The organism is Plantactinospora sp. BC1, assembly GCF_003030345.1.
Lineage (GTDB): Bacteria > Actinomycetota > Actinomycetes > Mycobacteriales > Micromonosporaceae > Plantactinospora.
Map to the genome: position 1 here is coordinate 817,109 of NZ_CP028158.1, position 26,153 is coordinate 843,261.

Sequence of the window (26,153 nt, forward strand, 5' to 3'; positions counted from 1 at the left end):
CGGTCGTCCGGTCCGGGCCCACGTCAGCGGGGACGCTATCCGGCGGTCACGGCTCGGGTGCCGGCCCGGCCGGGTGGGCTGCGGCGGCGCCCGGGCGGCCGGTCGAGGCGTCGGCGACGGCGCGGGCGCTGAGTCCGGCCAGCGCGGCGGCGAGGTCGCTGACCTGGGTGGAGAGCTGACCGGCCCGCTCCCGGGCGGCGTCCCGGTCGGCTAGCGCCGCTGACAGGCGTACCGTCAGCGCGTCGAGCCGGGCCTCGGCGGCGGCCGCGGCGTCCCGTGCGGCCCGCAGGTCGCTCCGGGTCCGCTCCAGGTCGGCGGCTGCGGCGGCGGCCGTGGCGCGGGCCTCGACGGCGTCGGCCGCCGCCCGCTCGGCCTCGACGCGGAACCGGGCCGCCTCCTCGGCCGCCCGCTCGGCGGCGGTCCGGGCCTCGGCCGCCGCCGCCCGGAACCGTTCCGCCTGGCCGACCGCCTCGGCGGCCGACCGGGTCGCCCGCTCCGACTCGGCCCGGGCCGCGTCCCGGTCCCGGGTCGTCTCGGCCAGTTCTCGGGTCAGTTCGGCCAGCCGCCGCCGGTCGGCGTCCGCCTCGGTGCGCACCGCCCGCAGCTCCCGGCGGGCCGCGTCGCGGTCCTGCTCGGCCTGGGTACGCAGCGCGGCGGCGGCGCTGGCCGCCTGCTGGGCGGCGTCCCGGGCGGCGAGCGCGGCGGCGGTCTCGGCCCGGGCCTGCTCGGCGGTCCGGGCGGCCCGCTCGGTCTCGGCCCGGGCGGCGGCCCGCTCGGCGACCGCCGTGCTCGCCGCCTGCTGGGCCTGGTGCAGGGTGACCGCCGCGGTCTCGGCGTCCCGGCGGGCCTCGTCCCGTTCGGTCTGCGCCGCCGCGATCTGGCTGGCCGCCTCGGCCCGCACCTCGGCGAGCCGGCGTTCCACCCCGGCGGGGGAAAGTTCGGCGTGCAGCGCCTCGGCGAGCGCGTCGGTGACCTGGTCGAGCCGGTCCACGACCTCCCAGGTGCGGGCCACCTGGCCGGCCAGCCCCGGCGCGTTGCGGTGCCGCATCCGCTGGTTGCGGGAGGCCCGCTGGCAGGCGCCGTCGTTGTCGCGGCAGTACCGGAACGGCCGGCCCGCCGCCGCCCGCTGCGGTACCGGCCGTCCACAGTGGGCACATGGCCGGGTCTCGACCGGCGGCTCCGGGGTCGGGTTCTGCTCGTCCATCGCCGGGGAAGTCTAGTGCGGGCCGTCCCGGGTGGCGGCGGTGCGGCCGGCGGGCGAACACGGGGTTGCACGGCATCGAGGAGATCGGCGTGGTCGACCGGGCGTACATCGAGCCGAACGGCATGATCAGCGTGATCCGTCGGGACCATGCCGAGACCGACCCGGTCGAGCCTCCCGAAATCCGTTGACGGCAGCAGGACCCCATTCCGTAGCCTTGCCGGGCCGAAGGAGTACGGGCGGCCCGTGGAGGAGACGAATGACCCCCGAACACCCCGACTGGTGGCTCGACGAGCTGGCACACGCCGGACCGGAGCACCTCGACCCGGCGTACGTCGACGGCTACGACCGCAAGGCCGGACACGACCCGCTGGCCGACCTGGAGCTGCTGCGCCGGCACGGGCTGGACGGCGACGCCACCCTGGTCGACCTCGGCGCCGGTACCGGCCGGCTCGCCCTGGCCGCCGCGCCGCTGTGCCGGCGGGTCGTCGCCGTGGACGTCTCGGCGGCGATGCTGGCCCGGCTGCGGGCCGGTGCCGACCGGGCCGGGCTGGGCAACGTCGAGGTGGTCCGGGCCGGCTTCCTCAGCTACCACCACCAGGGCCCGCCGGCCGACCTCGTCTACAGCCGGCACGCGCTGCACCAGCTACCGGACTTCTGGAAGGCGGTCGCGCTGACCCGGGTCGCCGGGATGCTCCGGCCGGGCGGGGTCCTGCTGCTGCGTGACCTGGTCTACAACTTCGAGCCGGCGCAGGTGGCGGAGCAGTTCGAGACCTGGCTGGCCGGGGCGGCCGGCTCCTCCGACGACGGTTGGACCCGGGAGGAGTACGCCACCCACATCCGCACCGAACACAGCACCTTCGGTTGGCTGCTCGAACCGATGCTGGTCAGGGCCGGTTTCCGGATCGTCGAGACGACCGCGAGCCGCGACCCGGCCACGTACGCCAGCTACGTCTGCGTCCGGACCTGACGCCCCCGGCCGAGGCGGTCGGCGGTCGTCCCGCGGCCGGGCGGGGCGGTCAGCGCCGCTCCGGCTTCGCCGAGCGGGCCATCAGCTCCTTCACCGCGATCTGCGGCGACTTCCCGCCGCGCACGATGTCGACGACCATCTCGGCGATCGGCATCTCCACGTCGTGCCGGCGGGCCAGGTCGAGCACGGACTCGCACGAGGTGACGCCCTCGGCCGTCTGCCGGGTCGCCGCGACCGTCTCGGCGACCGTCATGCCACGGCCGAGGTTGGTGCCGAAGGTCTGGTTGCGGGACAGCGGCGAGGAGCAGGTGGCGACCAGGTCACCCATCCCGGCCAGGCCGGCGAAGGTGAGCGGGTCGGCGCCCATCGCCAGCCCGAGCCGGGTCGTCTCGGCCAGCCCACGGGTGATCAGCGACGCCCTGGTGTTGTCGCCGAGGCCGAGACCACCGGCGATGCCGACCGCCAGCCCGATGACGTTCTTGACCGCCCCGCCGATCTCGCAGCCGACCACGTCGGTGTTGGTGTAGGGGCGGTAGTAGCCGGTGTGGCAGGCGGCCTGGAGGTGTCGGGCGACGGTCTCGTCGCGGCAGGCCACGACGCTGGCGGCGGGCTGGCGGCGGACGATCTCGGGGGCGAGGTTGGGGCCGGAGACGACCGCGATCCGGTCCGGACCGGCGCCGGTGACCTCCCCGACGACCTGGCTCATCAGCTTGGCGGTGCCGAGTTCGACGCCCTTGATCAGGCTGACCAGGACACTCTCCGGTGGGATCAGCGGCGCCCAGGCGGTGAGGTTGGCCCGCAGGGTCTGCGACGGCACCGCGAACACCACGAACTCGGCGCCGTCGGCGGCCTCAGCCGGATCGGCGGTTGCGGTGATGCCGGCCGGTAGCGGGATGCCGGGGAAGTAGTCGGGGTTGGTACGGGTGCGGTTGACCGCGTCGACGAGGTCGGGGCGGCGCCCCCACAGGGTGACCCGACAGCCGGCGTCGGCGAGGATCATCGCGAAGGCGGTACCCCAGGAACCAGCGCCGAACACGGCCATGCGGGTGGTCACCGGGCGGCCTCCCTCTCGCGGCGCCGCCGGGGCGCGGCGCGGGTCCGGTCGTAGCGTACGGGGCCTACGGCGTCGACCCGTACGGCCGAGCGGGTCGGCGGTGCCGGGCCGGGCCGGCGTACCCGGGTCACCCGGTAGCGGCGGACGGGACAGCCGCGGTGGTGCTCGGCCCGGCCGGTGTGCCGCCGGCGCCGGCGGGCGGAGTGGTGCTCGGCACGGCAGGTGTGGTGCCGAAGAGCAGCCCGAGGTGGGCGTCGAGGACGGCGACCGCCTCCTCGCCCGAGTAGTGCCCGCTCAGGACGTGGATGCCGAGCCCGTCGACCAGGGCCAGCAGGGCGGTGGCCGCGTGCGTCGGGTCGACGGGTGGCACCGTCCCGCCCGTCGCCTGTACGGCCCGGATCTGGTCGGCGAGGAAGTTCCGCATGTGGCCGGAACTTTCCCGCAGCCCCTCGGCGATGGCCGGCTTCACGGCCGCGTAGGCGAGGAAGGCGAGGGTGACGTGCCCCTCCAGCCGTCGGGGTTCGTCCAGCGGCAGGATCTGGACCATCAGCGTCCGGACGAGTTCGGCGGGGGCGAGGACCCGGCCGGCGGCGGTCGCCTCGGCGGTGACCCTCCGCTCCGCGTCCCGCATCACCATGTCGAGGGCGAAGGTCATCATCTCGTCCTTGGTGCGGAAGTAGTGCTGCACCATGCCGGTGGAGACCCCGGCCTCGGCCGCCACGTGCCGGAGGCTGACCGCCTCCAGGCCCTGGGTGGCGGCGAGTCGCATCAGGGCGTCGGCGAGCTGCCTCCGGCGGGCGACGTGGTCGGTTCTCCTGGGCACCCGACCACTTTACATTGCAGTCGTATTGACGTGACCTCGCCGAGCCGGTTACATTGCAGTCGTATTGGAAAAGGTGGAGGGGGACCGGGGTGCACGTGGTCACGTTGGCTGAGACGTCCGGCGGCATGGTGGAGCTGGTCGGTGGCAAGGCCGCCGGGCTCGGCGAGCTGATCAGGCTCGGCGAGCGGGTGCCGGAGGGGTTCTGCCTCACCACCGCCGCCCACGACCGGGGGGTCATCCCGGAGGCGGAGCTGGCGGCGGCGTACCGGGCGCTGGGCGGCGGGCCGGTCGCGGTCCGGTCCAGCGCCACCGCCGAGGACCTGCCACACGCGAGCTTCGCCGGCCAGCAGGACACCTTCCTCGGCGTCACCGGCGTCGACGCGCTGCACGACGCCGTCGCCAAGTGCTGGAGTTCGCTGCACACCGAGCGGGCCGTCGCCTACCGCGAGGCCAACGACATCGACGGGCGTACCGTCCGGATGGCCGTGGTGGTGCAGCGCATGGTCGACCCCGTGGTCGCCGGGGTGCTGTTCACCGCCAACCCGCTCACCGGTTCCCGCGCGGAGATGGTGGTCGACGCCGCCCCCGGGCTCGGCAGCGCCGTGGTCGACGGCACCGCCCCGGCCGACCACTACGTCCTCGACGGCACCCGCCACCACGAACGCGGCTGCCTCAGCCCCGACCAACTCGCCGAGCTGCACCGGGCCGGCGAGCGGATCCAGGCCCACTTCGGCGTCCCCCAGGACATCGAGTGGGCGATCGACTCCGACGGCACGCTCTGGCTGCTCCAGTCCCGGCCGATCACCACACTCTTCCCGCTGCCGCCGCCGACCGACCGGCCGCAGCCCCGGATCTACCTGGAGTTCGGGCACGTGCAGGGGATGCTCCGTCCGGTCACCCCGATGGGGATGTCCGCGCTGCGGGTGCTCCTGGCCGCCATGCTCGGCTCCTTCGGCATCAGGGCCGAGATCGTCGACATCGGCGGACGCCTCTACGGCGACCTGACCGACCTGGTCCGCGATCCCAGGAGCCGCAAGCGGCTGGTGAAGCTGATGGCGGTCGACTTCGGCCCGCGCGCCCAGGCGGTGGTCGAGCACATCCTGACCGACCCGCGCTTCTCGCCCGCGCCCACCCGCCGGTCCGGCTCCGGCGGTGGTCTCGGCCCGGCGCTGCGTACCGCGCCCCGGGCGGTCGCCGGGATCGTGGGCGCGCTGGCCCGGCCCGAGGCGGCCCGGACCCGACTCTTCGAGGAGATCGACCAGCTCCGGCAGCGGGCCGCCGCCGGACCGGCCGGGCCGGAGACCGCCGCCGAACGGCTCGACTACGTCGAGGCACAGGACCACACCACCCGGTACGACCGGATCATCTGGCCGATCGTCGCCGGGATCCTCACCACCGCCCTGCCGGCCGGACTGCTCAAGGGGATCGCCAGCCAGGCGGAGATCCACACCGTGCTCGGCGGCATGCCGCACAACGTCACCATCGAGATGGACCTGGCGCTGTGGCAGCTCGCCCAGCGGGCCGGCCCGCACCGCGAGCTGCTCTCGACCACACCGCCGGAGGAACTCGCCGCCCGATACCTCGACGGCACCCTGCCGGAGATCGGACTTGCGGCGTTCCTCGACACGTACGGGCACCGGGCCGCCGCCGAGGTCGACCTCGGGGTGCCCCGCTGGGCCGAGGACCCGACCCCGGTCTTCGCCTCGATCGCGAACTACCTGCGGGTCACCGATCCCGAGCAGGCTCCCGACCGGCGGTTCGCCCGGGCCGCCGCCGAGGCCGAGGCGACGCTCGCCGAACTCGTCGTACGGGCCCGGCGCCGGCGACCCGTCCGGGGCCGGGTCGCCGGGTTCCTGCTGCGCCGGGCGCGGGTGCTGGCCGGGCTGCGCGAGGCGGGCAAGTTCGCCGGGCTGTATCCGCTGCGGGAGAGCCGCCGGCAACTGCTGCTGGTCGGCGCGGAACTGGCCGACGGCGGACTGCTGGAGCGGGCCGACGACATCATGTTCCTGACCCTCGCCGAGGCGCGGGCCGCCGTGCGTGACGGGGTCGACCATCGGAACCTGGTCGCCGACCGGCGGGCCACGCACCGGCGGGAGCTGCGCCGTCGGCACGTACCCGTCTCGGTGCTCTCCGACGGCACCGACGTCGAGGCGATGCTCGCCCCGGCCGCCGCCGCACCCGGCGCGCTGCGCGGCGTCGGCGCCGCCCCGGGCACGGTGACCGCCCCGGCCCGGGTGGTGCACGACCCGGCGACCGCGCATCTCGAACCCGGCGAGATCCTCGTCGCCCCGACCACCGATCCCGGCTGGACGCCGCTGTTCCTGACCGCCGGGGGACTGGTCACCGAGACCGGCGCGCCGATGGCGCACGGCCCGACGGTGGCCCGCGAGTACGGCATCCCCGCCGTGATCTGCGTCCTCGGCGCCACCGATACGATCAGAACCGGTCAGGTGGTCACCGTCGACGGTGCCGCCGGCACGGTGACCGTCCATCAGGGACAGTAGGCTCACCCGTCGGCTGTCGGCACCGGAGCGGTTCGGCGGCCACCAGCGCCGCCAGCCGGGCCGGTGGCGACGACGGGAGGAGCCGATCCTGGAGGACGAGCCGACGGCGTCGCCGCGTACGGTCCGGTGGTCCTGGGGCGTCGACGGGCGCGGCCGCTCGACGTGGCGACGAGGGTCGGTTCTCGCCGCGTTGGCCGTGCTGGTCGGCGCGCTGCTGGCCGGGCACGCCCTGCTGCCCGCCGGGATCGGCCGGCTGGGCAGCCTGGTGCAGACCTTCCTGCCCTGGCTGGGCCTGGCCGTCCCGGTCCTGCTGGTGCTGGCGGTGCTGCGCCGCTCGGGCACCGCCCTGGTCGCGCTGGCGCTGCCCGGCGCCGCCTGGCTCGGCCTGTTCGGCCCGGCACTGCTGCCCGGCGGGGACGACCGCGCGGGCGACCTCACGGTGGTCCAGCACAACGTCAGCGACACCAACGCCGATCCGACCGGTACGGCCAGGGCACTGGCCCGGGTCCGGCCCGACCTGATCGGGGTGCAGGAACTGACCGCACCGGCGCTGCCGGCGTACTCGGCGGTGCTCGCCGGGGAGTACCCGTACCGTTCGGTGCACGGCACCGTCGGGCTCTGGTCACGGTATCCGCTGGTGGACGACCGGCTGCTCGACATCAGGCCGGCCGGGCTGGACCCGGACTGGAACCGGGGATTGCGGGCCACGGTCCGGATGCCCGGCGGTGACATCGCCGTCTACGTGGCGCACCTGCCGTCGATCCGGCTCGGCCTGCCGGACGGATTCGGCTCCGCCCGGCGCGACGAGAGCGCCAGGCTGCTGGCCCGGGCGCTCGCCGCCGAACGGCTGGAGACGGTGATCCTGCTGGGTGACCTGAACAGCACCGTGCACGACCGGGGGCTGGCGCCGGTCGGCGACCTGCTTCCGTCGACCGGGCCGGCCTTTCCGTTCAGTTGGCCGACGGCGCTGCCGGTCGCCCGGATCGACCAGGTGATGGCCCGCTCGGCGAGCGTCACCGACCTGTGGGCGCTGCCGCCCACCGGCAGCGACCACCTGCCGATCGCCGCCCGTCTCAGGCTCTGACATCCCGTACCGACTCGGTGGGGTAGGTCCGGCCGTCGACAGCGCCGCCAGGTCGCGGCGGGCGGTGGCCAGTGACACCTCCAGCTCCCCGGCCAGTTCGGCGGCGGTCACCCGGCCCCGGGCCTGCATCAGCAGAAGGGCGGCGACGAGACGGTCGGCACGCATCCCGCCAGCCTGCCGGAAAAAGCGGTCAATACGCCCCGCACGGCCGTCCGGATCGAGTCGGCGGCGCCGTCGTCTACTGGTACGTCGACGACGTCCGGGCCAGCTTCGACCGGCTGCTGTCGCTGGGCGCCACGGTGCACGACAAGCCGGTCGAGCGCGGCCCCGGATTCGTCACCGCGTCCGTCGTCGACCCGTTCGGCAACATCCTCGGCGTGATGGAGAACCAGCACTACCTGGAGGTTCTCCGCTCGTGGGCGGCGGCCGGCAGCCCGGAGCGGCGGTAACGGCGGCGCGGTGACAGGGCCGGCCGGACGGATCCCGGTCGGCTCAGTCCAGCCAGCCAAGGTGCCGGACGACCTCCCCGGCGATGTCGGACACCGTCCGGCCGTCCGTGTCGACACGCAGGTCGCCGAGGCCCGCGTCCGCCAGGGCGTCGGCGTCGGCGGTCGCGGCGTCGGCGATCTGGCGCAACCGGGCGGGCGGCTGCCCCCTCAGGTCGTCACCCGCGAGCAGCGGCCCCTGACCCTGTCCCCGGAACACGACCCGCTCGGCGATCGAGTCCCGGCCGGCGTGCAACCGGCACAGCGTGATCCGCACGGCCGGTAGCGCCTCCCGGTATGTCCGTACCGCGTCGGCGTGGTCGGCTGGGCCGACCACGACCAGGCGGCGCAGCCCGGTGGCCCGGAATGTCTGCCATACCGCGGCGAGGTTGCTCGCCCGGAGCCGATGGTTCCGTGGCGTCGGCGGGCCGGCGGGCCGGTAGAACCCGATCTGGTCGAGGTCGACGAACGCGGCGCGGCGCCCGGCCTCGCGGACGGCGGTGTAGACCTGCCAGCCAACCGTGGACTTGCCGACCGCGGTCGCACCGCAGAGCCAGAGGATCTCGCCGGGGCCGGTGGGGTAGCGAGGGTACGACCCGAGCGCTGCCGTACCCGGGCCGGTCAGGGCCGGCCAGTCGCCGGTCTCGGCCAGTACCAGCCTGGCGACCTCGGTGACGCTGCGCCCCGTCGTGTCGACGCGGCGATCGGTCGGATGGTTCCGGTCCAGCGCCGCCGCGTACGCCAGTACACTCTCGACCGGCTCGTCTCCGGCCCTGCCCCGACCCGCCAGCCGCTGCCGCAGCTCGTACGGCTCGGCGCGCAGCCGGCACGTCGTCAGGGCCACCTGCGGCAGCAGGTCCACGTCGATGCCCCGGACGGCGTCGACGACTCCGGAGGCGACCAGACAGCGGGCACCGGCGGCCCGGACGTTCGCCGCCAGCAGGTTGAGGTTGCGGGTCTGTCGGCGGTGACGCCCCGGATCGGAAGCCGGCTCCGGTGCCCAGTTGTCCGGCGTCGGCGCGCCGTAGCAGATGCCCAGCTGGTCGAGGTCGACGTAGGCGGTGGGGATCCGGTGGGAGAGCTGGTTGAACAACTCCCAGCCGACGGTGCTCTTCCCGACGGCGGGCGGCCCGTAGAGCCACAGCACCGGCAGCGGTGCCGTACTCGTCGCCGGTGGACCGGCCGACGCGTCCGCAGCCGGCGGCGTCGGGCCCGGAGTCATGGCCGTGAGTATGGTCATCGATGCCCGGTAGGTCGATCGAATAACCCGGCAGCCGTCAGGACAGCAGGCCGCGCCAGCGTTCGGCCGACTCCATGATGTCCAGGCTGACCCGCTCCAGGAACGCTCCGGCCCTGGAAAGTCGCTGCCCGACGGGGCTGTCGAGTCCGGACGTCTCCGCGGCGGCCATCGCGGCCTGCGCCGATTCCAGGGTGTACCGAGTGCTGATCACGACGGAGTGATACCAGGCCTGGTCGTCGACCACGTAGACGTCGCGACGTCCCTGCGGATCGCGTTCGCGCCGGACGTAGCCGTGCTGGACGAGGTAGTTCACGGCCACGGAGACGGAGGCGGGGCTGACCTTCAGCCTGCGGGTCAGCTCGGCCGCGGTGCGCCTGCCGTTTTCGGCGAGCAGCAGGTCCACGTGTACCAGCGCTGTCATCCTGGGTAGCCCGGTCCGGACCGCCATCTCGACGATCTCCGCTCCCGCCGTGCCACCCGGTGGTCCGGTGGCGCGCGAGGTCGCCGGGGTGCCCCGCCGCGCGCGTTGGGCCGTCGCCCGGTGCGCCTGCTGGGGCCGGTAGCTCTTCGGGCCGCCGTTGCGTCCGACTTCCCGGCTGATCGTCGAGGTCGGCCGGCCGAGCCGCCGGGCGATCTCGGCGTAGGAGAGCCCGTCGGCGAGTCCGGTCGCGATGCGCTGGCGCTCCTGCTGGGTCAACCGTCCTCCTGGCATGCCGCCAGTATTGCCTTCGTCCCCATACATTGCAACGAAGCATTGCATTCGTGTCCAGTGTCATTGCACCAATTTGTCGCCTCTGACCTGCTGTAACGGCTCATAGCAAATTGACCTTTGCTTCGAATGCAACGTAGCGTTTAGCTATCGCCAAACACGTACTATCGCGAGATGAGGAATGGCCATGGGGGAATCTCCGCACGCCGTGACGACGATGCCGACGGCGCGCCGACCCGGCTGCCCCTTCGACCCGCCGGCAGAGCTGGTCGAGGCCCGCCGGCACGGCCCGATCAGCCGCTACACCTTCCCCGGCAACAGACCCGGCTGGCTGATCACCGGATACGACCTGGTCAGGTCGGTGCTTGCCGACTCGCGGTTCAGCTCACGCAAGGAGCTCATGCTCCATCCGACCATCGACTACGGGGACATCCAGATCCCACCGGCGCCGCCCGGCGAGTTCCTCCTGATGGACGAGCCCCAGCACAGTCGCTACCGCAAACCGCTGATGGGCAAGTTCACCGTACGGCGGATGCGCCTGCTCACCGACCGCGTCGAGCAGATCACCGCCGAGCACCTGGACGCGATGGCGAAGGCCGGACCGCCGACGGACCTGGTGACCGCGTTCGCCAGGCCCATCCCGGCGATCATGATCTGTGAGCTGTTGGGCGTGCCGTACGAGGATCGGGGCTCCTTCCAGGAGCAGGTCGACTCGTTCATGAACGGGGAGACCAGCGACGAGGACCTGATCGCGGCCTACACCGCGACCCAGGACTACCTGGCCGGCCTGGTGGCCAGCAAACGCGCGAACCCCACCGACGACGTGCTCAGCGACCTCACCGACAGCGAGCTGACCGACGAGGAACTGAAGGGGATCGCCCTGATCCTGCTGGCGGCCGGGCTCGACACCACCGCGAACATGCTGGCCCTCGGCACCTTCGCGCTGCTGCGCAACCCGGAGCAGCTCGCCGCGCTGCGCGCCGATCCCGCGCTCGCCGACCGGGCCGTGGAGGAGCTGCTGCGCTACCTCAGCGTCGCCAAGACGTTCATGCGGACCGCGCTGGAGGATGTCGAGCTGGGCGGCCAGACGATCCGGGCCGGCTCCCGGGTGATCCTGTCGTACCACACCGCCAACCGCGATCCCGAGCGTTTCACCGAGCCGGACGTGCTGGACCTGAGCCGGCAGGAGGGCGGGCACCTGGCCTTCGGGCACGGCATCCACCAGTGCCTGGGCCAGCAACTCGCCCGGGTCGAGATGCGGGTCGCGTTCCCGGCACTGGTCAACCGGTTCCCCACGCTGCGCCTGGCCGTACCGCCGGAAGAGGTTGCCCTGCGTCCGGAGACCGCGGACATCTACGGGGTGAAGAGCCTCCCGGTCACCTGGGATGCGTGACCGATGAGGATCACCGTGGACACCGAACGCTGCATCGGCTCGGGGATGTGCGTGTTGACGGCCGGCGAGGTCTTCGACCAGGGACAGGACGACGGCAAGACGGTCGTACTGCAACCCGAGCCGCCGCCGGAAACGTGGGGCTCGGTTCGCGAGGCCGTCGACCTGTGCCCGGCCGCGGCGATCGTCCTGTCGACCGACCGCCGATCCCCGGGCTGAGCACGGGGGCTTTCACGGGGTGCGGCCGGGCGGGCAGCGTAGCCCCGCCCGGCCACACCCCCGCCTAGTCTCCGGCCATCACGACGAAGGTGAATCCCGTACTCGTCGAACGGCGCAACGGGATGTCGCACTTCACCCGGCGCAGTACCTCGTTCCGGCTGAGGCCGAGCCCTTGCGCGATGAGGCGTTCCGGGCGTACCGGTACCGGATCCTCGAAGACGACCTCCACCTGGACCGGCCACGCCTCGTCGCGCCACGCCGACGGGGTCTCCAGCCGCCAGGCACCCGTCCAGTCCAGGGTGAAGCGGTTACGCCGGGCCAGCAGCGGATCCAACAGCCTGGACGTCACCAGTTCGGGATCGTTGACGCGGTAGCCGTGGAGTTCGACCGGATCGAACGATCTGACCGGCGTCCGTTCGTGCACGGTGAGCTTGCTCGTCCGATCGCAGGCCACGCAGCGGACCAGCAGCCATACGTCCAGCAACTTGCCGTTGGCGTTGACGCGGAACCTGCCCTGGCCGGTGGTGGCCGATTCCGCCCGGCAGTCCACGCAGCGCAACGACAGCAGCGGCAGCCTGGTCCGACGGACGACCCAGGGCAGCACGATATGAGGTTGTGAAGACATGATCTCTAGACCTGATCTCTTTAGACCTGACACGAGGCCGATTGCGCGCGGCCTCAAGCGCCGTATGACCGGGCGCACAGGGGCAGCCCGGCAGAACCGACGGGATCGTCGGCTACCGGTGAGCGGAAGAAGGTGTCAGGTCTAGAGAGCGGGCGGGGTCACGCGGTCTTGTCCTCTGTCCTCACGGCGTCGGGCGCAGGCAACCTACGGGAACGCGGCAGCAAGGCTCAACCGGTTTTCCACCGGACCCTGGTCGGTGCACCCCGGGTGGGGAGGCGAACTTGTGCCTAGCGGTCGGCCGGGAAAGCGCGACGGGTCTTCCGGGGTTGGGTCGGCCTCAGCGGGTGGCCGGGAGGCGGTAGACGGAGACGTGGGATCGAGACTCGGCGGTGAACTCCGAACCGGTCCAGTCCGCGTGCCGGGACTCCAGCTCGAACCCGGCCAACTGGGCCATCAGATCCAGTTCCGCCGGCCAGACGTAGCGGTGCGGGCTGCGGAACACCCGCGCGTCCCGACCGTCGCCGAACCGGAAGTGGTGCGAGACCACCTGCTGCCGCAGGACGTCGTAGGTGTCCAGCCCGATGTAGCCAGCGGCAGCCCCGAAGACCACCGCCTCCTGGCCGGGCGGGAGTTTACGCAGCTCAGGTACCCAGAGTTCGATGACGAAGCAACCGCCGGGCAGCAGGTGACGGGCGGCGTTGCGGAAGCACGCGACCTGCTCGGCCTGGGTCAGCAGGTTGGAGATGCCGTTGTAGACGAGGTAGACGAGGGTGTGCTGCCCGCCGGTGGTGGCGGTGGCCATGTCGCCGACGACGACCGGGATTCTCGTCTCGTCGGCCTTGGTGCGCAGCCGGTCCACCATCGGACGGGACAGTTCGATGCCGCTGACCGGTACGCCGCGCTCGCTGAGCGGTACGGCGACCCGTCCCGTCCCGATGGCGAACTCCAGCGCCGGTCCGGCGTCGGCAAGCTCGGCGAGGCGGTCCACGGCGGGACCGAGAACCTCTGGGGCGAACATCCCCGCGCCCGGGGTGTCGTAGTTCTCGGCCGTCGCGGCGTCCCAGATCTCGTCCTGTCGCATCCGCCCAACGATCGCGACCGGCGCGCGCCTCGTCCACCGATTTAGCCCCGCCGATCCACACCCGACCCCACCCGTGCGGAGCCACGGCAGCCCCCGTCATGCCTCGATTATTGAATTTCCATTACCGATAATCCGTTAATGCCGGTCCCGGGTGCTGGAGAGCCTCCCGGGCGGCGCGAGCGGGGGGTACATCATAATGACAGTTCTTTGCCGTAAAGACTTACGCTGGTGTAAGACGGCCGCCCGCGCTGACCTTCTGAGCATCGGCTGACCTTCCGGGCGTCACTCCGACAGAGCGCCCGGCAGACACGGAAGGCCCGGACCCCGGCGGGGCCCCGTTTCAGTCCGTGGCGCGGCCGTAGCTGGCGCGGCCCTCGGCGACCTCGCGGGCCTGCCGTTCACGCCACCGCTTCTGCGCGTCGCTGTTGCAGCGTCGGCAGACTCTGCGATAGCGGCCGGTACGGGTGTCGATCTCGCGGTCGTGACCGTTGCGGCACCGGGGATGCTGCCTACGGCCGCGACAGTTCTCGGCATGACTGAGCTGCCGCAGGTGGCTCGGCTCGATACAGTCCGGCACACCGCAGAGGTGGGCGACCTCCAGCTCGGGATCGTAGCCGCCGACGAAGACGACATATGCGGCGATGTGCGCCCAGGCCCGGCCCGCGACCTTCTGGTACACGCCCCGCTGGCTACCGTAGCCGCGTACGACGAGGCAGCCGTCCTCGCTGCGTACCGAGCGGTCCAAGAGGTACGTCCGGAGCGTTTCCTCGGTGAAGTGGCGGGACAGGCCCCTGATCTGGGAGAGCACGCGGGGAGAGTAGCCGGCACCTCCGACGGCGGTCTGCCGGGCGCGCCTCGGTGCGATTCCACGGCCGACCTGAGAACCTTCCTCACATGTCGTCGTCCGAGGTGGTGCCGCGCAGGTCGAGCAGCCCTGCGCTGACGACCGCCGGGCCCGCCGACTTCACCGAGGCCTGGCTGGACAACCGACGGCTCTCCGCGCACACCCGGGAGGCGTACCGGCGGGACGTCGCCGGCTGGCTGACCTGGTGCGGGAGCCGGGACCTCGATCCGCTGCGGGCCTCGTTCCTCGACGTCAACGCGTACGCCCGGCAGTTGGAGGCGACACTGGGGCGGCGTAGCGGCCGCCCGCTCACCCCGGCCACCGTCGCCCGCCGCCTCTCCGCGCTGTCCAGCTGGTACGACTTCCTGGTCAAGCTGCACGCCGTCGACGCCAATCCGGTGGCCGGCGCCGACCGCCCGAGGGTCGACCGGGACCACTCCGCCACCGTCGGGCTGACCCCCGACGAGGTCGACGCGCTGCTGGCCGCGGCCGAGGCCGACACCGAACCGACCGCGATCCGGAACCGGGTCACCATCGCCCTGCTGGCCGACCTGGGACTGCGGGTCGGCGAGCTGATCTCGCTGGACCTGACCGACCTGGGTACCGAGCGAGGGCATCGCAGCATCCGCTTCGTCGGCAAGGGCGGCAAGGTCCGTCGCCGCGCCCTCACCCCCGGCACCGCGTACGCGGTGGACGCCTACCTGGCCGCCCGGGCCGCCGCCCAGGGGTGCAGCGTGCCGGAGTTGACCGGTCCACTGCTGGTCACCGCGACCGGTGCCCGGCTGGATCGGAACTCCGTGTTCCGGCTGGTCCGTCGGCTCGCCCGGGCGGCGGGCATCCACGCCTGGGCGCGGTTGTCGCCGCACTCGCTGCGGCACGCGTTCGCCACCACCGCCCGGGCCGAAGGGGTGTCCCTGGAGGACGTGCAGGACGCGATGGGACACGCGGACCCGCGCACGACCCGCCGGTACGACCGGGACCGGCACAACCTCGACCGCGATCCCGCGTACGTCCTCTGGACGGCGCGGGCCCGTCGCCGCGGCCGGCGCAACGGGACCGGCGGGGCGGATTTTCCCTGAGGCGCGGGTGTGTCCCACCCGCCGCACCGATCGGTAGGTTGATCGCGTGGAACAGCAGAAGCGACATCTGCACGCCTCGTCGTTCGGTGCGGCAGCGACCGCGTACGCCGAGCATCGCCCGGACTACGCGCGGACCGCCATCCGCTGGGCACTCCAGCCCGCGCCCGGCCCGCGGGTGCTCGACCTCGGCGCCGGGACCGGCAAGCTCACCGCCACGGTGGTCGAGACGGGCGCCGACGTGACCGCGGTCGAGCCCGACCCGGCGATGCTGGCCGAGCTGTGCGGCGCACTGCCGGACGTTCCCGCGCTGCCGGGTAGCGCCGAGGCGATACCGCTGCCGGACGCGTCCGTCGACGCCGTACTGGCCGGCAACGCCATGCACTGGTTCGACATGGCCGTCGCGGGGCCCGAGATCGCCCGGGTCCTGGCGCCCGGCGGCATCCTGGCCGGCCTGTGGAACACCGTGGACGATCGGGTCGACTGGGTCGCCGGGCTGGCGCGGGTCAGCGGAAGCGCGGCGATCGGCCCGCGTGACACGCCCGCCAGTTGGCGCGCCGTGACGGCCGACGCGCACCTTCCGAAGACTGGCGTGGCCGCCCGGTTCGGCTCGCCGGAGCAGGCCGAGTTCCCGCACGGGCAGCTCCGTACCGCCGACTCCCTCGTCGCGACGCTTGAGACGAGGGCGGGGATGTTGGTCATGCCGGAGCAGGAGCGGCAGGCCACGCTCGGCCGGATCCGGGCTTTCCTGGCCAGCCGACCGGAGACCGCGGAGGGTGAGTTCACCCTGCCGATGCTGACCTGCGTGCTGCGCGTCCGGCGGCTGTGACGGGCCGCGGCGGGGGCCGTCCCGCGCGGCGTGGAGGTGGGATGCGCACCTCGTTGACCACGCCCCGACTGCGACTTCGGCCCTTCGTGCCGGCCGATGCCGAGGAGCTGCACGGCCTCTTCTCCGATCCGCTGACCAACACCATCGGGTCGGGACCGTTCACCGCGCTGGCCGAGACCGAACGGTGGATCCGCAACCGGATGAGCGCCCAGCGGGAGCACGGTCTGTGCTGGTACGCGGTGCGGGATCTCGACACCGACACGTTGGTCGGCAACTGCGGCATGCTGAGTGGACGGACCGGGTACGCCGAGCCCGAGATCGGCTACCTGATCCGGAAGAGCCACCAGGGTCACGGGTACGCCTCGGAGGCCGCCAGCGCCGTCCTGGGTGAGTGCCGGTCGGCGGGCATCGGTCGGGTCTGGGCCACTATCCGCCCGCACAACGCCCCGTCACGCCGGATTGCCGAGCGACTGGGCATGCGCGTCGCCCGGACCGAGCACGACGATTGTGGACCGCTGATCTTCTACGTCGTCGACCTCGGCCAGGCCGACGCCTGACAGCACCCCGGACGAGCCACGGGTCGACCCGGGTCGCATTCCAAGCACCCGCCGTCCGGCCCCAGCCCGCCGTTCGGCCATCCTCCGGTCCGTCGCTGTCGCCGTCTTCGTACGCCGCCGGCCTCACCAGCCTTCGCCGGCACGGTCGGCGGTGCCGAGCACGTGGGCGTTGATCGCCACGACGAGATGGCCCAGCTCGCTGATCTCGACGACCTCGACCCCACCCTCGCGCAGGGTCCGTACACCATCGCAGTCGGCGAAGAGCAGCGGCTCGCGCAGCGCGAGTACCACCCGGGCGATGCCGGCGTCGAGCAGCAGGTCGGTGCAGGGGTCCGGCCGCGACCTGCGCATCGTGCACGGCTCCATCGAGGTGTAGAGCGTCGCCCGGGCCAGCTCCAGGTCGGTACGGCCGGCGAGCTTCGTCAGGGCGGCCTCCTCCGCGTGGTGGTGCGGTTCGGTCTCGCCGGTGTAGCCGGTGGCGAGTACGTCGCCGTACCGGTCGACGATGATCGCGCCGACGGCGTAGTGGGTCGGCGAGGGTGGCGAGAGCCGGGACAGGTCGATGGCCGCCCGAAGCCATCGCCGATCCTGCGCGGTGCCGCCGCCGTTCATGCCCCGCCGTCGAACGACGGCACGTCGGTCACCGTCCGCATCCTGATCACCACGACATTCAACTCCGGGCGGGTCCGTCAGCGGTGCGCAGGGTGGTCGGGTCAGGACCCGTCACCGCCGGTGGAGCTGTCGCGGGCCGGCCGGTCGGTGCCGCCGGCCGGCCCGCGCCGGGCGGGTCAGCCGACCCGCCGCTGGATCCGCCACAGCCCGAAGACGGTCAGCAGCGCGCTGAGCGCCAGATAGATCGCCGACTCCAGCCACTGGAACGGCCAGTAGCGGTGGTTGGGCTGGTAGGAGAGGTCGACGTGCAGGTCCAGTTCGCCGAGGCACCGCGCGGAGTCACCGAACGTGCCGGTCGCCCCGGTCCGGGGCGGCCGCATCAGGCAGTCGTCGAACCGGGCGGCGTCGAGCGTCCGGCCGTCTGCGGTACGCAGCTCGCTGGTCCGGGTGACCCAGGCGTCGGGCACGGTCAGTCCACGTACGACGGCGGCGCCGCTGATGCTGCCCAGTCCACGCGCCTCGTTGATCGCCTCGGCCGTCATCGGCCGGGTGACGTCGACCGGCTCCATCAGGTACGGCCGCACCAGGTTCGGCATCCCGAACTGGACGACGGCGAAGACGCCGATCGTGAGGGCCATCGCGGGCAGGGTACGCCGGGCGAGGAGTCCGAGCACGGTGCCGAGGGTGACCGCGAAGAGGGCGTACCCGATGGGTGCGATGTTCCGGGCGCCGAACACGACGGTGCTGAACCGGTCGTCGGCGACCGCGTCGACGGGGCTGGCCGCCCAGGTGAGCAGCAGGCTGACCAGCCCGACCATCGTCGCGCCGGCCAGGCCGACGACGAGCAGCCTGGTCAGCAGCCAGCGGCGGCGGGAGATGCTCTGGTTCCAGACCAGCCGGTGGGTGCCGGCGTCGAGTTCCCGGGCGACGAGCGGCGCCCCCCAGAACATCCCGAGGATTCCGGGGAGCAGGCCGAGGAGACCGGCCAGGATCAGCAGGGTGTTCTGGTGCTCGGCGACGAACTGCCCCATCGCCTGGGCGCAGTCGCCGTGCGGCCGGCACCGGTCGAGATAGCCGTCCCGGCTGTCCCGGATCCGTGTGCCGAGCCAGAGCAGGTAGCCGGCGAGCACCACCAGGGCGGCGGCGCCGACGAGGGCCTGGGCGCGGAACTGTCGCCAGCTCATCCAGATCATCGCCGGACCTCCCCGGCGGCATCGGCGGCCGACGACTCGGACGCCCGGGTCAGATAGCCGAGGACCAGCTCCGCCAGCCCGACCGGTTCCACCGGCCACGGTAGCGGCGGCAACCCGCCGCCGGCCCGGACCAGCAGCCGCGAGTGCCGGTCGGTCCGCTCCGCCCGGATCACCTCGACCCCGGCCGGCAGCCGGTCCAGCTCGTCGCGGGGCGCGAGGAGCCGGTGGTGGGCGGCCAGCAGATCGGGTACGTCACCAGCCAGCTGCACCCGGGACCCGGAGAGCACCACGAGGTGGTCGCAGACCCGTTCGACGTCGCCGAGCAGGTGCGACGAGAGTACGGCGCTGGCGCCGAGTTCGGCGACGAACTCCCGCAGGTTCCCCATGAACCCCTCTCGGGCCAGCGGGTCGAGCGCGGCGGCCGGCTCGTCGAGGATCAGCAGCTCGGGGCGTTTCGCGGCGGCGACCGTCAGCGCCAGTTGGGCGCGCTGGCCGCCGGAGAGCCGCCCGGCCCGCTGCGCCGGGTTGAGGCCGACCTGTGCGATCCGGCGTTCGGCGAGGGCCCGGTCCCAGGACGGGTTCAGCCGGGCACCCATCCGCAGGTGGTCGGCGACGGTGAACGAGGCGTACACCGGGGTGTCCTGGGCGACGAAGCCGACCCGGGACAGGTGGGCCGGGGTCGAGGCCGGGCGTGACCCGAGCACCCGCAGTGTGCCCGAGGTCGGGGTGATCAAGCCGCAGGCCAGCTGCAACAGCGTCGACTTGCCGGCCCCGTTCGGTCCGACCAGGCCGATCAGCCGCCCGGCGGGGATCGTCAGGTCGCAGTCGGTCAGCGCCGGGCGGCGGCCGTAGCGTTTCGTCACGTGCTCGGCGTGCAGCACGGCAGCGGGATAGGTTCGCATCGCCCCATGCTCGGCAGCGCGGTCGCCGCCGGCATCGGTCCACAGTACGGTCGCCGGTGCTCGCGACCGTACTTTCGGCCGGTTCGCCGGTGGGTCGAAGCTTCCCGGCCTTCCGGTCCGGTCCGGACCCTACCGGTGCCGGCGGCCGCTGCCGTGGCGGTCGCCGGGTTCGGGGTACCCGTCGGCACCTGGTGGTCCGCCCTGCCGGACGAGCCGGGATTCACCGCCGTGACGGTGCTGAACTCGCTGGGCTGGCTGCTGGCGGTACTGACCGGGCTGGGGCTGCGCGCCGCCGACGCCCGCCAGCCCGACACGGCGAAGCCGACCGTCCGGGCGCAGCCGGCGGGCCGGGACTGAGGGCGCCGCCCGGAGCGCGTACCGGTGACGGGTCGCGGTCCGGGCGGCCGGTCACACGTCGCGGCGGCGTACCACGACCAGGGCGAGGACGATCGCGACCAGTGGCCAGGCCGCGTAGACGATCCACGACTCGGTGACGCCGGCCCGGTGGAAGCCGTCACCGGACGGCGGCACCCACATCGCGGTCAGCCGTTCCCAGGCGGTGAGCACCATCGCGTGGTTGATCTCGGCGGACCAGCGGGTCCGGATCGAGAAGAACTGCGGCAGCATCAGCAGGGCGAAGATGCCGGTGACCATCGTGGTGGCGCCGTGCCGGATCAGCACCCCGAGGCCGAGGCCGATCAGTGCGCAGACCGTGGGGAGCAGCGCGGCGGCGACCAGGGCACGCAGCGCGACCGGTTCGGTGACCGATATCGCGGCGCCCCGCCTGTCGAGGATGGCCTGGGAGACCGCGAACGCGCCGCTGGCGGCGAGGGTGCCGGCCGCCGTCCAGAGCGCGGTCACCACGGCCGCCTTGGCCAGTACCACCGACTCCCGGGCCGGTACCGCGATGGTGGTGGTCCGGATCAGGCCGCTGCCGTACTCGCCGACCACCGTGATCGCGCCCGCGCTGACCGCGACCAGCGCCAGCGTCCAGTAGCCCACCAGCGGGAACGCGTCGGAGAGCGCGAAGATCGGCTCCCGTTGCGCCTCCGGGCTCATCGTCGGGAAGTCCCGGTAGTCGTCGAGCGCCTCCATCGTGGCGGTACCGATCACGAAGAGCGTGCCGAGGAGCAGCGTCCAGGGTGTCGACCGCAGCGACCAGACCTTGATCCACTCGGCGGCGAGCAGGTCCCGGAACCGGGCGGGTGGTTCGGTGGCCGCGTCGGCCCGGCTCGCCGGGGTCGGGGTCGAGCCGGCGGTGTCGGTGCTCATCGGGGCCGCCCCGCCAGGTATTCGACGCGGTCGGCGGTGAGTTCCATGAAGGCGTCCTCCAGTGAGGCGGTCCGGGTGGCGAGTTCGTGCAGCACGATCCGGTGGTCGAAGGCGAGGGTGCCGATCTGCTCGGCCGGCAGCCCGGTCACGGTCAGTGCCCCGTCCGCCGCCTCCACCCGGGCCCCGGCGGCGGTGAGCAGCGCGGCGAGTTCGGCGGCACGTGGGGTACGCACCAGCACGCCCTGCCGGCCGCTGCGGGCGGCGAAGTCGGCCAGCGGCTCGGCGGCGACCAGCCGGCCCTGGCCGATCACGACGAGCTGGTCGGCGGTGTTCTCCATCTCGGTCATCAGGTGGCTGGAGAGGAAGACCGTCCGGCCCTCGGCGGCGAGCCGGCGGAACAGGTGGCGGACCCAGAGCACCCCCTCCGGGTCCATCCCGTTGATCGGCTCGTCGAAGAGGAGTACCGGCGGGTCGCCGAGGAGTGCGGTGGCGATGCCGAGCCGCTGCCTCATGCCGAGGGAGAATCCGCCGACACGCTGCCGGGCCACCTCGGTCAACCCCACCTCGTCGAGTACCTCGTCGACCCGGCGCGGCGACAGGCCGTTGCTGCGGGCCAGCGCGGACAGGTGTGCCCGGGCGCTGCGTCCGCCGTGCACGTGGTTCGCGTCGAGCAGGGCACCGACGTGCCGCAGTCCACGGCGGTGGCTCCGGAACGGCACGCCGCCGACCGTGGCGGTGCCCCGGGTCGGGGCGTCCAGGCCGAGGATCATCCGCAGCGTGGTGGTCTTGCCCGCCCCGTTCGGGCCGAGGAAGCCGGTGACGTGCCCCGGCCGTACCGTGCAGGAGAGGCCGTCGACGGCGGTCCGCCGGCCGTATCGCTTGGTCAGGTCGTGAAGTTCGATCACGACCGCAACGCTGCCGGTCCGGCCGGACCCGGTCATCGGGCCGGCGGCGGCAATGCCCGCAGCGCCGCCCGCCTGCGGGATTACGTCCGTGGACCGATGTCGGGCGGGCCGCCCGGTGGCTAGTCTCGCGGCGTGGACGCCACCTCACACCCGCTCCGGCCACCGCTGCGTCACCGCCTGCCGGCGACGGTGCGCACGGTCCTGGTCTGGTGCGCACTCGCCGCGTTCCCGGTGGTACTGGCCCTTACCGTGCCATTCGTCTCGGGCGCGCCAGGGCACTACTACAACGTGCTGGAGACCATTCCCCGGTACGCCCTGCCGGCCCTGGTGATGGCGCTGCCCGCCGTCCTGCTCCGGCGGAGTCCGCTGGCGACCCTGGCGCTGATGCTGCTCGGCTCGGCGGCGATGACCGTGACGGTCCATCCCTGGCACCAGGACTACCTGGCCGACCTGCGGTACCTGCAACTGCTGGCGATCAACCTGGTCGTCGGGTACGTCGCGGCGACCAGGTCCCGGCGGCTCTCGGTGACCGTCGCCGTGCTGACGCTCTGCGCCGAGATCGCCGTCGGCTATCTCAACCCGGGCGACAACGCCGTCTTCCAGCCGGAGATTCCCACCCTGGGAATGCTGGCCGCCTGGATGATCGGCAATTCCGTGCGGGCCCGGCGGCGGTACGCCGAGGTGCTGCGCTCGCAGGCCACCACCCAGGCGGTCACCGCCGAACGGCTGCGGATCGCCCGCGAACTGCACGACATGGTGGCACACAGCATCGGCATCATCGCGATCCAGGCCGGGGTGGGCAGCCGGGTGATCGAGACCCAGCCGGCCGAGGCCGGTGCCGCGCTGCGGGCGATCGAGACGACCAGCCGGGAGACCCTCGCCGGGCTGCGCCGGGTGCTCGGTGGACTGCGCCAGGCGGACCCGTCCGATCCGGCGTCCACGGATCCGGCGCCCACGCTCGGCGACCTCGACCGGCTGGCGGCGGTGACGGCGGAGGCCGGGGTCCGGGTCGAGCTGTGCCGGCGGGGGGAGCGGCGCGCGCTGCCCGCCGACATCGAGCTGTCCGCGTACCGGATCGTGCAGGAGGCGGTGACCAACGTCGTCCGGCACGCCGGCGTCGCATACTGCCGGGTGACCCTGGACTACCGGGTCGACGACCTGCACGTCGAGATCGTCGACGGGGGGCGCGGCGGTCCGGTCACGGCCACCGGGTTCGGGATCACCGGCATGCGGGAGCGGGTCGGCCTGCTGCACGGCGACTTCGCGGCCGGCCCGGTACCCGACGGTGGTTTCCGGGTGGCGGCCAGGTTGCCGCTGCCGGCGACCGTCCCGGTCCCGGCGGCGCCGGCGTGAGCGTCCGGGTGCTGCTCGTCGACGACCAGCCGCTGGTCCGCTCCGGGCTGCGGGTACTCATCGCCGACACCCCGGACCTGGCGGTGGCCGGCGAGGCGGGGTCGGGTGCCGAGGCGGTCCGGCTGGCCCGGGAGGTCCGGCCGGACGTGGTGGTGATGGACATCCGGATGCCCGGCATGGACGGCATCGAGGCGACCCGGCAGATCGTGGCCGAGAACGCGTCGGCCCGGGTGCTGGTGCTGACCACCTTCGACGAGGACGAGCACGTCTACGGCGCGCTGCGGGCAGGTGCCAGCGGTTTCCTGGTCAAGGACATGGCCGTGGACGACATCCTCGGGGCGATCCGGGTGGTCGCCGCCGGTGACGCCCTGATCGCGCCGAGCGTGACCCGCCGGCTGATCGCGGGCTTCGTCGGGGCGGCCCCGGCGGCCGCCCGTCCGGTGCGACCGGTCGCCGGCATCACCGAGCGGGAGCGTGAGGTGCTGACCCTGATCGGGCAGGGCCGGTCGAACGGCGAGATCGCCGAGGAGTTGTTCATCACGATGGCGACGACGAAGTCGCACGTGGCCCGGCTGCTGACCAAGCTCGACGCCCGGGACCGGGTACAGCTCGTGATCATCGCGTACGAGCTGGGGCTGGTCGCGCCGGCCCGCTGACCGGTACCCGCGGTCGCGGTGCCGTCCCTCGACACACCCGCGCCGATGCCTGCGCCGATACCGCCGGGCGTACCATCGCGGACGTGGCGGACAAGGTGACGCTCGGCCTGAGCCGGGACACGCTCGCCCGAGCCCGTGCGGCGGCGAGGCGGGACGGGCTCTCCCTGTCGGCCTGGATCGACCGGGCGGTACGCCGGGAGGCGCTCCGCGCCGCGGCTCGGCAACAGGAGGCGTGGCTGGCCGCGAATCCGGAGGTCCGGGACGAACTCGACGCCTTCGACCGGTACGCCGACCGGGTCGACGCGGGCTGGTCCGACCTGGCCGGCGCCGCGTGAAGCGGGGCGAGATCTGGACCGTCGGCGACCGTACCCAGCAGGCCAGGCATCGGGTCGTCGTGCTCTCCGGCGAGGGGCACAACGACCGGCCGTCCGCCTCGCCGTACTGCGCGCCGATCGTCCGGCAACGCGGCGGCGGTGAGCTGCCGCCGTTCGTGGTGCCGCTGGCGGAGACGGATCCGGTGACCGGGGTCGTGGTGGTGAACCGGCTGCGCCGGGTCCCGTCGGCGGTGGCGGTGGAGCGGGTGGGGATGGCGACCGGCGCGAGCATGGCCCGGATCGGCGAGGCGCTGCGGGACCTGTTCGAGCTGTGACGGCCGGGCGGCGCTCTACGCGCCGGAGGGGCCTGCCGGCTTTCCTCGCCCCGGAGGGGCCCGTCGTTGACCGTGCCGGTCAGGAGGACGGTGGCCGCTCGGCGGCGAGCATGATCCGGCGCAGCAGGTCGGAGAGGGTGCGTCGCTCGTCCGCGCTGAGCGCGCCGAGCAGCCGGTATTCCTCGTCGCCGAGGACGTCCATCGCGCCGAGCCAGGCGGCCCGGCCCTGCTCGGTCAGTTCGATGTCGACCCGCCGCCGGTCGGTGGCCGACGGGGTCCGCCGGACGAAGCCGCGGGCGACCAGGGCGTCGATCCGGGCGGTGACCGAGGGCGGCGCCAGGTTGAGGTCGTCGGCGAGTTGGGAGGGCACCGCCCGGCCGTGCCGGCCGGCGAGCGCGTGCAGGGTGTCGAACTCGGGCCGCTGGAGGTCGAAGTCGGCCAGCGACTTCTCCCGGACCCGGCGCAGGTGCTGGGCCAGCAGTTTCGCCCGGGTCACCGCACCCTCCACGTCGGGGTCGAGGTCGGGCAGCACGGGCAGCCAGCGGGCGACGTGCCCGTCGGTCCAGTCCTTCTGGTCCTCCACGCGACGATCCTGCACGCGACGATTCTACGTCGAAGCGGAATTATTCGTTGACGAAAGGTTCGGCTCCGAAATAATCTGCGGATCGTGTCCCACCCGCTCCGGCTCCGCGCCTTCCGGCTGCTCTTCCTCGGCCGTACGCTCTCCGCGCTCGGTGATGCCGTCGTGCCGGCCGCGCTCGCCCTCGCCGTACTCCGGGCCACCGGCTCCAGCTCGGCGCTGGCCCTGGTGCTCGGCTGTGCGATGGTGCCGAAACTGCTGCTGCTGCCCCTCGGCGGCGTACTCGCCGACCGGCTCGACCCCCGGATCGTGGCCATCGGCAGCGACCTGGTCCGCTGCGCCGTGCAGGTCTTCATCGGGGTCGAACTGCTCGGCGACGACCCGACCCTGCTGCCGATCGCCGCCGCCTCGGCGGTCGGTGGGGTCGCGTCCGCCTTCGCGATGCCGACCACCTCACCGCTGGTCGCCGGGGTGGTCGACGCGGCCGGCCGGCAGCAGGCCAACGCCGCGCTCGGTGCCGCCCGCAGCGCCACCGGCCTGGCCGGGCCGGCGCTGGCCGGCGCGTTGATCTGGGCCGCCGGACCCGGCTGGGCGTTCGTGCTTGACGGCGCCAGCTTCGCGGTCAGCGCCGCCCTGCTGGCCGTGCTCCGGGTACGCCGGATCCAGGTGGAACGCCAGTCCCTCCTCGCCGATCTGCGGGAGGGCTGGTCCGAGGTCCGCTCCCGGGACTGGTACTGGAGCAGCCTGGTGGCGCACGCGGTCTGGAACGGCGTGGCGGCGGTACTGGTCACCCTCGGCCCGGCGATCGCGGTCGACCGGCTCGGCGGCGAGGGTGTCTGGGTACTGGTCCTCCAGGCGGGTGCCGTCGGCCTGCTGATCGGCTCGGTGCTGGCCGGACGGGTCCGGCTGCGCCGGCCGATCCTGGTGGCGAACCTGGGGCTGGCCACGTACGCGCTGCCGCTCGTCCTCTTCGCGGTGGCCGCTCCGCCGTGGACCGTGATCGGCTCGTACGGCGTCGCGCTGGCCGCCCTCGGCTTCCTCAACCCGGTCTGGCAGACCGTCGTCCAGACGGAGATCCCGCCGCACGTGCTCGCCCGGGTCAGCTCCTACGACTGGCTGCTCTCGCTCGCCGCGATGCCCCTCGGGTACGCCCTCGCACCGCTCGCCGCCGACGCCTGGTCGCCGGCCGTACCGCTGGTGCTGTCCGCCGTCGCGGTCACGGTGGCCTGCCTGGGCACCGCCGCGTTCCCCGGGGTACGCCGCCCCGCGACCACCCGCCCGGAGCCCGTACCGGAACCCGAGCCGCTCGCCGCCGTCACCTGACCGGGCAGCGCGCTGCG

Annotated in this window: 30 protein-coding genes and 1 pseudogene; 16 read left to right on the top strand and 15 right to left on the bottom strand. The window is 73.3% G+C overall.

Annotated features, from left to right (window positions below):
- Positions 1–46: 46 nt before the first annotated feature.
- Complete coding sequence (locus tag C6361_RS03395) at positions 47–1,204, bottom strand: hypothetical protein (protein WP_234359298.1); 1,158 nt, start codon at positions 1,202–1,204, stop codon at positions 47–49.
- Positions 1,205–1,269: 65 nt separating this feature from the next.
- Between C6361_RS03395 and C6361_RS38815 the strand changes: the two genes are divergently transcribed.
- Entirely contained in the window at positions 1,270–1,392 is a 123-nt protein-coding gene (locus C6361_RS38815; RefSeq protein ID WP_255416207.1) for a hypothetical protein, read from the top strand.
- A 68-nt stretch (positions 1,393–1,460) separates the two neighbouring features.
- Positions 1,461–2,171 (top strand): class I SAM-dependent methyltransferase, encoded by a 711-nt coding sequence (locus C6361_RS03400; RefSeq protein WP_107259106.1) that lies wholly within the window; start codon positions 1,461–1,463, stop codon positions 2,169–2,171.
- Between the two features lie 49 nt (positions 2,172–2,220).
- Here C6361_RS03400 and C6361_RS03405 read toward each other — a convergent pair whose 3' ends face one another.
- Both C6361_RS03405 and C6361_RS03410 read right to left on the bottom strand, forming a co-directional pair.
- Positions 2,221–3,225, bottom strand: a complete 1,005-nt coding sequence (locus C6361_RS03405; protein ID WP_199853224.1) for an NAD(P)H-dependent glycerol-3-phosphate dehydrogenase — start codon at positions 3,223–3,225, stop codon at positions 2,221–2,223.
- 127 nt (positions 3,226–3,352) lie between these two features.
- Positions 3,353–4,048: a TetR/AcrR family transcriptional regulator gene (locus tag C6361_RS03410; protein WP_107266719.1), complete on the bottom strand. Its 696-nt coding sequence runs from the start codon at positions 4,046–4,048 to the stop codon at positions 3,353–3,355.
- Between the two features lie 95 nt (positions 4,049–4,143).
- On the opposite strand from C6361_RS03410, the gene C6361_RS03415 reads away from it, so the two are divergent.
- Together C6361_RS03415 and C6361_RS03420 are read left to right on the top strand one after the other, a co-directional pair.
- Positions 4,144–6,552, top strand: coding sequence for a PEP/pyruvate-binding domain-containing protein (locus C6361_RS03415; protein WP_234359299.1), 2,409 nt, complete (start codon positions 4,144–4,146; stop codon positions 6,550–6,552).
- A gap of 196 nt (positions 6,553–6,748) precedes the next feature.
- A complete protein-coding gene (locus tag C6361_RS03420) occupies positions 6,749–7,636 on the top strand; it encodes an endonuclease/exonuclease/phosphatase family protein (RefSeq protein WP_234359733.1) in 888 nt (295 codons plus the stop codon).
- A 36-nt stretch (positions 7,637–7,672) separates the two neighbouring features.
- Here C6361_RS03420 and C6361_RS37490 read toward each other — a convergent pair.
- Positions 7,673–7,801 (bottom strand): annotated as a pseudogene (locus tag C6361_RS37490) (HTH domain-containing protein); the annotation flags it as partial.
- A gap of 134 nt (positions 7,802–7,935) precedes the next feature.
- Here C6361_RS37490 and C6361_RS03430 point away from each other — a divergent pair.
- On the top strand, positions 7,936–8,085 hold the full coding sequence (locus C6361_RS03430; RefSeq protein ID WP_199853225.1) for a hypothetical protein: 150 nt from the start codon (positions 7,936–7,938) through the stop codon (positions 8,083–8,085).
- Positions 8,086–8,128: 43 nt separating this feature from the next.
- Here the strand turns inward: C6361_RS03430 and C6361_RS03435 are convergent, their stop codons facing one another.
- Positions 8,129–9,361 carry a hypothetical protein gene (locus C6361_RS03435; protein WP_199853226.1) on the bottom strand — a complete coding sequence of 411 codons (1,233 nt, stop codon included), beginning with the start codon at positions 9,359–9,361 and terminating at the stop codon, positions 8,129–8,131.
- Positions 9,362–9,398: 37 nt separating this feature from the next.
- Positions 9,399–10,058: a MarR family transcriptional regulator gene (locus C6361_RS39135; protein ID WP_369931230.1), complete on the bottom strand. Its 660-nt coding sequence runs from the start codon at positions 10,056–10,058 to the stop codon at positions 9,399–9,401.
- 199 nt (positions 10,059–10,257) lie between these two features.
- Here C6361_RS39135 and C6361_RS03445 point away from each other — a divergent pair, with 199 nt between their 5' ends.
- Complete coding sequence (locus C6361_RS03445; RefSeq protein ID WP_107266723.1) at positions 10,258–11,463, top strand: cytochrome P450; 1,206 nt, start codon at positions 10,258–10,260, stop codon at positions 11,461–11,463.
- Positions 11,464–11,466: 3 nt separating this feature from the next.
- Complete coding sequence (locus C6361_RS03450) at positions 11,467–11,679, top strand: ferredoxin (RefSeq protein ID WP_107259098.1); 213 nt, start codon at positions 11,467–11,469, stop codon at positions 11,677–11,679.
- A gap of 64 nt (positions 11,680–11,743) precedes the next feature.
- On the opposite strand, the gene C6361_RS03455 is transcribed toward C6361_RS03450, so the two are convergent.
- The 3 genes from C6361_RS03455 to C6361_RS03465 all read right to left on the bottom strand — a co-directional run bounded on the left by C6361_RS03455 (position 11,744) and on the right by C6361_RS03465 (position 14,193).
- Positions 11,744–12,283: a DUF1062 domain-containing protein gene (locus tag C6361_RS03455; RefSeq protein WP_234359300.1), complete on the bottom strand. Its 540-nt coding sequence runs from the start codon at positions 12,281–12,283 to the stop codon at positions 11,744–11,746.
- A gap of 358 nt (positions 12,284–12,641) precedes the next feature.
- Positions 12,642–13,385 (bottom strand): class I SAM-dependent methyltransferase, encoded by a 744-nt coding sequence (locus C6361_RS03460; protein ID WP_107266725.1) that lies wholly within the window; start codon positions 13,383–13,385, stop codon positions 12,642–12,644.
- A 340-nt stretch (positions 13,386–13,725) separates the two neighbouring features.
- The gene (locus C6361_RS03465; protein WP_107266726.1) at positions 13,726–14,193 is read right to left on the bottom strand and encodes an HNH endonuclease; all 468 of its coding nucleotides are present in this window, start codon (positions 14,191–14,193) and stop codon (positions 13,726–13,728) included.
- An 86-nt stretch (positions 14,194–14,279) separates the two neighbouring features.
- Between C6361_RS03465 and C6361_RS03470 the strand changes: the two genes are divergently transcribed.
- From C6361_RS03470 to C6361_RS03480, 3 genes are read left to right on the top strand one after another with little or no spacing between them, the layout of a single operon-like run.
- Positions 14,280–15,308, top strand: a complete 1,029-nt coding sequence (locus C6361_RS03470; RefSeq protein ID WP_107266727.1) for a tyrosine-type recombinase/integrase — start codon at positions 14,280–14,282, stop codon at positions 15,306–15,308.
- A gap of 46 nt (positions 15,309–15,354) precedes the next feature.
- The gene (locus C6361_RS03475) at positions 15,355–16,134 is read left to right on the top strand and encodes a class I SAM-dependent methyltransferase (RefSeq protein ID WP_107266728.1); all 780 of its coding nucleotides are present in this window, start codon (positions 15,355–15,357) and stop codon (positions 16,132–16,134) included.
- A gap of 41 nt (positions 16,135–16,175) precedes the next feature.
- Positions 16,176–16,691 carry a GNAT family N-acetyltransferase gene (locus C6361_RS03480; RefSeq protein ID WP_107266729.1) on the top strand — a complete coding sequence of 172 codons (516 nt, stop codon included), beginning with the start codon at positions 16,176–16,178 and terminating at the stop codon, positions 16,689–16,691.
- A 123-nt stretch (positions 16,692–16,814) separates the two neighbouring features.
- Here the strand turns inward: C6361_RS03480 and C6361_RS03485 are convergent, their stop codons facing one another.
- From C6361_RS03485 to C6361_RS03495, 3 genes are all read right to left on the bottom strand, one after another.
- Positions 16,815–17,303, bottom strand: coding sequence for a deaminase (locus C6361_RS03485; protein WP_107266730.1), 489 nt, complete (start codon positions 17,301–17,303; stop codon positions 16,815–16,817).
- A gap of 176 nt (positions 17,304–17,479) precedes the next feature.
- Positions 17,480–18,496, bottom strand: coding sequence for an ABC transporter permease subunit (locus C6361_RS03490; protein WP_107266731.1), 1,017 nt, complete (start codon positions 18,494–18,496; stop codon positions 17,480–17,482).
- Positions 18,493–19,398: an ABC transporter ATP-binding protein gene (locus tag C6361_RS03495; protein WP_107266732.1), complete on the bottom strand. Its 906-nt coding sequence runs from the start codon at positions 19,396–19,398 to the stop codon at positions 18,493–18,495. Before C6361_RS03495 ends, C6361_RS03490 begins: the two co-directional genes overlap by 4 nt.
- Before the next feature lie 135 nt (positions 19,399–19,533).
- Here C6361_RS03495 and C6361_RS03500 point away from each other — a divergent pair, with 135 nt between their 5' ends.
- Positions 19,534–19,755, top strand: coding sequence for a hypothetical protein (locus tag C6361_RS03500; RefSeq protein WP_159079155.1), 222 nt, complete (start codon positions 19,534–19,536; stop codon positions 19,753–19,755).
- A gap of 51 nt (positions 19,756–19,806) precedes the next feature.
- On the opposite strand, the gene C6361_RS03505 is transcribed toward C6361_RS03500, so the two are convergent.
- Both C6361_RS03505 and C6361_RS03510 read right to left on the bottom strand, forming a co-directional pair.
- Positions 19,807–20,670 (bottom strand): ABC transporter permease, encoded by an 864-nt coding sequence (locus tag C6361_RS03505; protein WP_107266734.1) that lies wholly within the window; start codon positions 20,668–20,670, stop codon positions 19,807–19,809.
- Positions 20,667–21,611, bottom strand: a complete 945-nt coding sequence (locus C6361_RS03510; protein ID WP_107266735.1) for an ABC transporter ATP-binding protein — start codon at positions 21,609–21,611, stop codon at positions 20,667–20,669. Before C6361_RS03510 ends, C6361_RS03505 begins: the two co-directional genes overlap by 4 nt.
- A 96-nt stretch (positions 21,612–21,707) precedes the next feature.
- On the opposite strand from C6361_RS03510, the gene C6361_RS03515 reads away from it, so the two are divergent.
- From C6361_RS03515 to C6361_RS03530, 4 genes are all read left to right on the top strand, one after another.
- Positions 21,708–22,928 (top strand): sensor histidine kinase, encoded by a 1,221-nt coding sequence (locus tag C6361_RS03515; RefSeq protein ID WP_107266736.1) that lies wholly within the window; start codon positions 21,708–21,710, stop codon positions 22,926–22,928.
- The gene (locus C6361_RS03520) at positions 22,925–23,584 is read left to right on the top strand and encodes a response regulator transcription factor (protein ID WP_107255773.1); all 660 of its coding nucleotides are present in this window, start codon (positions 22,925–22,927) and stop codon (positions 23,582–23,584) included. Before C6361_RS03515 ends, C6361_RS03520 begins: the two co-directional genes overlap by 4 nt.
- Positions 23,585–23,667: 83 nt before the next feature.
- Positions 23,668–23,919, top strand: coding sequence for a hypothetical protein (locus tag C6361_RS03525; protein WP_107255774.1), 252 nt, complete (start codon positions 23,668–23,670; stop codon positions 23,917–23,919).
- Entirely contained in the window at positions 23,916–24,233 is a 318-nt protein-coding gene (locus C6361_RS03530) for a type II toxin-antitoxin system PemK/MazF family toxin (protein WP_107255775.1), read from the top strand. Before C6361_RS03525 ends, C6361_RS03530 begins: the two co-directional genes overlap by 4 nt.
- Positions 24,234–24,312: 79 nt before the next feature.
- Here the strand turns inward: C6361_RS03530 and C6361_RS03535 are convergent, their stop codons facing one another.
- Positions 24,313–24,831 (bottom strand): MarR family winged helix-turn-helix transcriptional regulator, encoded by a 519-nt coding sequence (locus tag C6361_RS03535; RefSeq protein WP_199853227.1) that lies wholly within the window; start codon positions 24,829–24,831, stop codon positions 24,313–24,315.
- 69 nt (positions 24,832–24,900) lie between these two features.
- Between C6361_RS03535 and C6361_RS03540 the strand changes: the two genes are divergently transcribed.
- Positions 24,901–26,136 carry an MFS transporter gene (locus C6361_RS03540; protein WP_107266737.1) on the top strand — a complete coding sequence of 412 codons (1,236 nt, stop codon included), beginning with the start codon at positions 24,901–24,903 and terminating at the stop codon, positions 26,134–26,136.
- Positions 26,137–26,153 lie beyond the last annotated feature (17 nt).